Origin of the sequence: Streptomyces sp. NPDC055966 (assembly GCF_042269865.1) — a bacterium.
GTDB lineage: Bacteria > Actinomycetota > Actinomycetes > Streptomycetales > Streptomycetaceae > Streptomyces.
Genome location: NZ_JBHJYK010000074.1, coordinates 1 through 3352, shown reverse-complemented (window position 1 = coordinate 3352; position 3352 = coordinate 1). Strand labels below are relative to the sequence as shown.

5 protein-coding genes and 3 pseudogenes are annotated in these 3352 nt (G+C 70.2%); 4 read left to right on the top strand and 4 right to left on the bottom strand.

Features of this window, described 5'->3' with window-relative positions; all coding sequences use genetic code 11:
• Nucleotides 1-237: pseudogene (locus ACFC8N_RS48745) on the top strand (phosphodiesterase); the annotation flags it as partial.
• 145 nt (nucleotides 238-382) lie between these two features.
• Here the strand turns inward: ACFC8N_RS48745 and ACFC8N_RS48740 are convergent.
• Complete coding sequence (locus ACFC8N_RS48740) at nucleotides 383-625, bottom strand: YciI family protein (protein WP_376296089.1); 243 nt, start codon at nucleotides 623-625, stop codon at nucleotides 383-385.
• 208 nt (nucleotides 626-833) lie between these two features.
• Here ACFC8N_RS48740 and ACFC8N_RS48735 point away from each other — a divergent pair.
• The 3 genes and pseudogenes from ACFC8N_RS48735 to ACFC8N_RS48725 form a co-directional block, all read left to right on the top strand.
• Nucleotides 834-950 (top strand): annotated as a pseudogene (locus tag ACFC8N_RS48735) (transposase); the annotation flags it as partial.
• 109 nt (nucleotides 951-1059) lie between these two features.
• On the top strand, nucleotides 1060-1629 hold the full coding sequence (locus ACFC8N_RS48730; protein WP_376296088.1) for a DUF998 domain-containing protein: 570 nt from the start codon (nucleotides 1060-1062) through the stop codon (nucleotides 1627-1629).
• Nucleotides 1527-2096 (top strand): DUF998 domain-containing protein, encoded by a 570-nt coding sequence (locus ACFC8N_RS48725; protein WP_376296087.1) that lies wholly within the window; start codon nucleotides 1527-1529, stop codon nucleotides 2094-2096. Before ACFC8N_RS48730 ends, ACFC8N_RS48725 begins: the two co-directional genes overlap by 103 nt.
• 92 nt (nucleotides 2097-2188) lie before the next feature.
• Here the strand turns inward: ACFC8N_RS48725 and ACFC8N_RS48720 are convergent, their stop codons facing one another.
• The 3 genes and pseudogenes from ACFC8N_RS48720 to ACFC8N_RS48710 all read right to left on the bottom strand — a co-directional run.
• A complete protein-coding gene (locus ACFC8N_RS48720; protein WP_376296086.1) occupies nucleotides 2189-2422 on the bottom strand; it encodes a hypothetical protein in 234 nt (77 codons plus the stop codon).
• 221 nt (nucleotides 2423-2643) lie between these two features.
• Nucleotides 2644-2967 carry a hypothetical protein gene (locus ACFC8N_RS48715; RefSeq protein ID WP_362823908.1) on the bottom strand — a complete coding sequence of 108 codons (324 nt, stop codon included), beginning with the start codon at nucleotides 2965-2967 and terminating at the stop codon, nucleotides 2644-2646.
• A gap of 161 nt (nucleotides 2968-3128) precedes the next feature.
• A pseudogene (locus ACFC8N_RS48710) lies at nucleotides 3129-3352 on the bottom strand (hypothetical protein); the annotation flags it as partial.

Genomic DNA, 3352 nt, shown 5'->3' with positions numbered 1-3352 from the left:
TACGGCGTGGTCTACACAGGCGGCACCAAGAAGATCGCCGAACACGGCGGCGCCCACGCCGACGACCTGAACGTCCCGCTCGTCATCTCCGGCGCAGGCACCCCCGCGGGCGTGACCAAGCCTGCTCAGGTCGAGACCACCCAGATCGCCCCGACAATCCTGTCCCTCCTGGGCCTGAACCCCCACGACCTGCAGGCCGTCCAGAAGGACCACACCCAGGTCCTGCCGGTCCGCTGACTCTCGACAACCTGCGAGCCCGGGCCCGGGTGGACCGCACGCAGAACAGCGTGCGCCCACCCGTGCTCATTCGAGGGCGTCAAGTGCTGGTGTGCAACGGCCTGACGGCAGGTCACAGCCGCAGAGGTAGTGACCCGCTAAGGGCTCACCATGGCTGATGGGGGGACTCGGTGACAACCGGCGCGCCGCCGCTGTGGGAGCGCACGATCCGGGCGGTCTCCGGCATGGCCAGGCCCTGGGCGTCGACCAGCCCGCCTGCTACGGCGAGGCCGGCATTGGTCTGCTTCATGAACTGGATGTGGGCCTGGATCTCCTCGGGCTTCCACTCGTCGAGCTTGGGGAAGTCGACGTTCTTCTCGCTGAACTGCATCAGCAGCATGTACTTCACGGTCCTGCTCCTCGTTCGTCGTGCCGCCCCGGGCGGGGCTCTCACGGGCAGGTAGAAGCACGCCCGACGTTTTCGACACCCTCGGCGAGAATCCGCGAATAACTTAGCGGTCACCCCAAGGGGGACGAGACCACAGCGGCCCCGCGACGGGTCTCCCTCGCCTGTGCTGACCACCCAGGCGTGGTTTCCGAGACGCAGCTGCAAGGTCTATCTGCCGGGCCTGGCGATGCGCCGGATCGCCGACCTCTACCCCGGCGAGGCAATGACCGACGGGAAGGACGCCGCGGCCATCGCGGACGCCACCCGCACCATGCCCCACACCCTGCACGGCGGGTACGTGCCAGGTGATCGACGCCATCAGGTGGCGGCATGCGGTCGACTCCGCTGTGGGCGGCGCGATAGGCGGCGGGGCGGAACGGCGGCGCGGGGTCCTCATGGCCCCCAGGGGTGCCCTGATCGGCCCAGTTGCACGAGTCCGTCCGTGGCGCACGATCAAGGAGAGACGTCGGGAACCGTCGGAACGAGGGGTCCGAACAGGAACCGGTGATCGCAGGGCGCCGGGCGAGGAGTGGGTGACGATGCGGGTCCATGTGGGGAACACACGGGTCCGCGCTTCCTGGCTCGGCGCCATCGTCGGGACGATCGGCGGGCTTGCCTACAGCTCGTTCCTGCTGGAAGGCTTCTTCCGCACGGGCCTCAACCCGCTGCACTCCTACGTCAGTGAGTCGTCCGTCGCAGGCAGGCCGTACGCGTTCCTCTTCCGCACCGGCGACATCGCCGCAGGCTGCGGCCTCCTGGTCCTGGCTGTGGCCCTGGCCCGGCGGTTGCCGGCCAGGCGCCCGCGCGCCGGCGGATGCCTGGCTCTGGCTGTCACCGCGGCAGCCTCGATCACCGATGGCGTGTGGCCCATGCCCTGGCCCCGTCCGTCGACCCGGTCTGCCGTGCGGCGGACAGCGCCGACCTGGGCCAGCAGCTCCGCCAGGTCCACACTCTGTCGAGCCTGACGGCGTTCACCGGCGTGATCCTCGCCATGCTCCTTCTGAGCACGGTCCTTCACCGCACCGGCCACCGCCGCCTGGCCCGGTGGAGTCTCGTCGCAGGCATCCTCGCCGCCGCACTCGGGGCGCTGGAGATCGCCATGGTGCTCACCGGAGTCCGCTGGGTCGGCCTGCCCGAACGCGCACAGGTCCTGCTCGTCTCGGCCTGGTGCACCGCCATGGCACGCTTCCTTGTGCACGCACCCCCTGCCTCGGCACCCCGGCGCGATGCGGCGGACGCGGCCATGCGGGGAGATTGCCTGACGCGCACCGTGCGCTGGCGGCATCACGCCGGCCCCCGCGAGCCAGAAGCCGACGTCGAGCGCATGCGCTGGTCTCCATCCCACCCCGCGCGCCGCGCCGACGGCGGTTCTACTGCGCGGATCCGGCACCGGCGTGCAGGTTCCGGATCCGCTCCTGCTGTTCCTGTGTGAGTCCGCACAGGTCGAGTGAGCGGTGTCACCGGCCAGCTCACCGCACAGCACGAGGTTGCCGAACCAGGGCCGTTCCGGCGCGCCGAGCGCCGTCATGACGCGCTTGGCGTCTCGTTCGGCGCGTAGCTCTCCGGGTGGCGTGCGGAGCAGGCGGCGGTGTAGCCGCGCATCCCGTGTGCTCCCTGCCGTGAGGGCATGGTGAGGGTGAAGCCTGAGAAGACACCGAAGTGCGGGTCGACGTCGGCCCACATCCGGGCGGAGGGCACCCCCCGCTTGAAGGCCAGGCTGCCGTCCGGAGCGATGAGCGCATAGGTGTTCGTGTCCACGCCCATCACCAACGCGTCAGCCGGGCATCCGCAACGTCCGCCCAACGCAAGACCACCCCGAAACGCCGCATGAACGAGCGGAAGCGGAGCCTTGAGCGCGGCGACGTGCCGGGCGCGCTCGTAGCCCCGATACTGGAACCCCGCCGGTCCGTGTCTCCCCCGTCGCGGGTCGGCGGCCTTGAAACGGTGGCCGGTTTCCGCTCCCCTGAACCGCCCGGCCCTCACCCCTCGTCGAGCGTGATGTCCTGCTCCTGGACGGCGTGGAAGGCCGGTGTCAACAGCTGGCCGTTGGACGGCGCTGAGCGTGCCAGCGGCCGCACGACGGGCTGCGATCCCGGTCGGGTAAGCGGTGCTCTGTCCCGCTGCGCCAGCCAAGACGACACGGCCTCGCGCTCGCGTCGCGCGGCCGAGGCCGCGGCGGCGGCCTGCGCGGCGTTGCGCCGGGCACGGTCCGCCCCGCCGGGCGGATCGAGAACACGCAGGACACGAACAGCCTGCTCCCCCACAGCACGCAGCAGGTGCTCCAGCGATCCGATGGGCAGCACGCGCGTTCCTTCCACACAAAGCCGTCCCGCTGTGGCGGGCCGACGGCACGAACTCCGGCGTGATCGGGTTTCAAGCTACTGAAGAGAGCCGTTATCCGCCCGCAGAGGCGGTTCCAACGGCTGATGGCGTCCCGCCGAGACGCCGAGTGGCGTAAGAACTCCTAACGAAGTGGGAGGTTCCTCAGTCGTCGCCAGCAGATGATGCTGCAGGCCAGGCTGAGGAAGGCTTCGTGGATGTCGTCGCGGATCTCCCAGCGGATGCGTAACCGGCGGAACCAGTGCAGGAGTGCGGTTGGGTCGGCCGCGCGGTGAGGTGCCCGCCGGGGCAGGTCCTGTTCCGCGCGGCCTCCCGCCGAACCGGACATGACGGTTTCCCGGTCATCCG

Excerpts from the sequence above, each read along its gene's own strand:
- ACFC8N_RS48730 (WP_376296088.1), top strand. The coding sequence starts at position 1,060 with ATGGCCCCCAGGGGTGCCCTGATCGGCCCAGTTGCACGAGTCCGTCCG.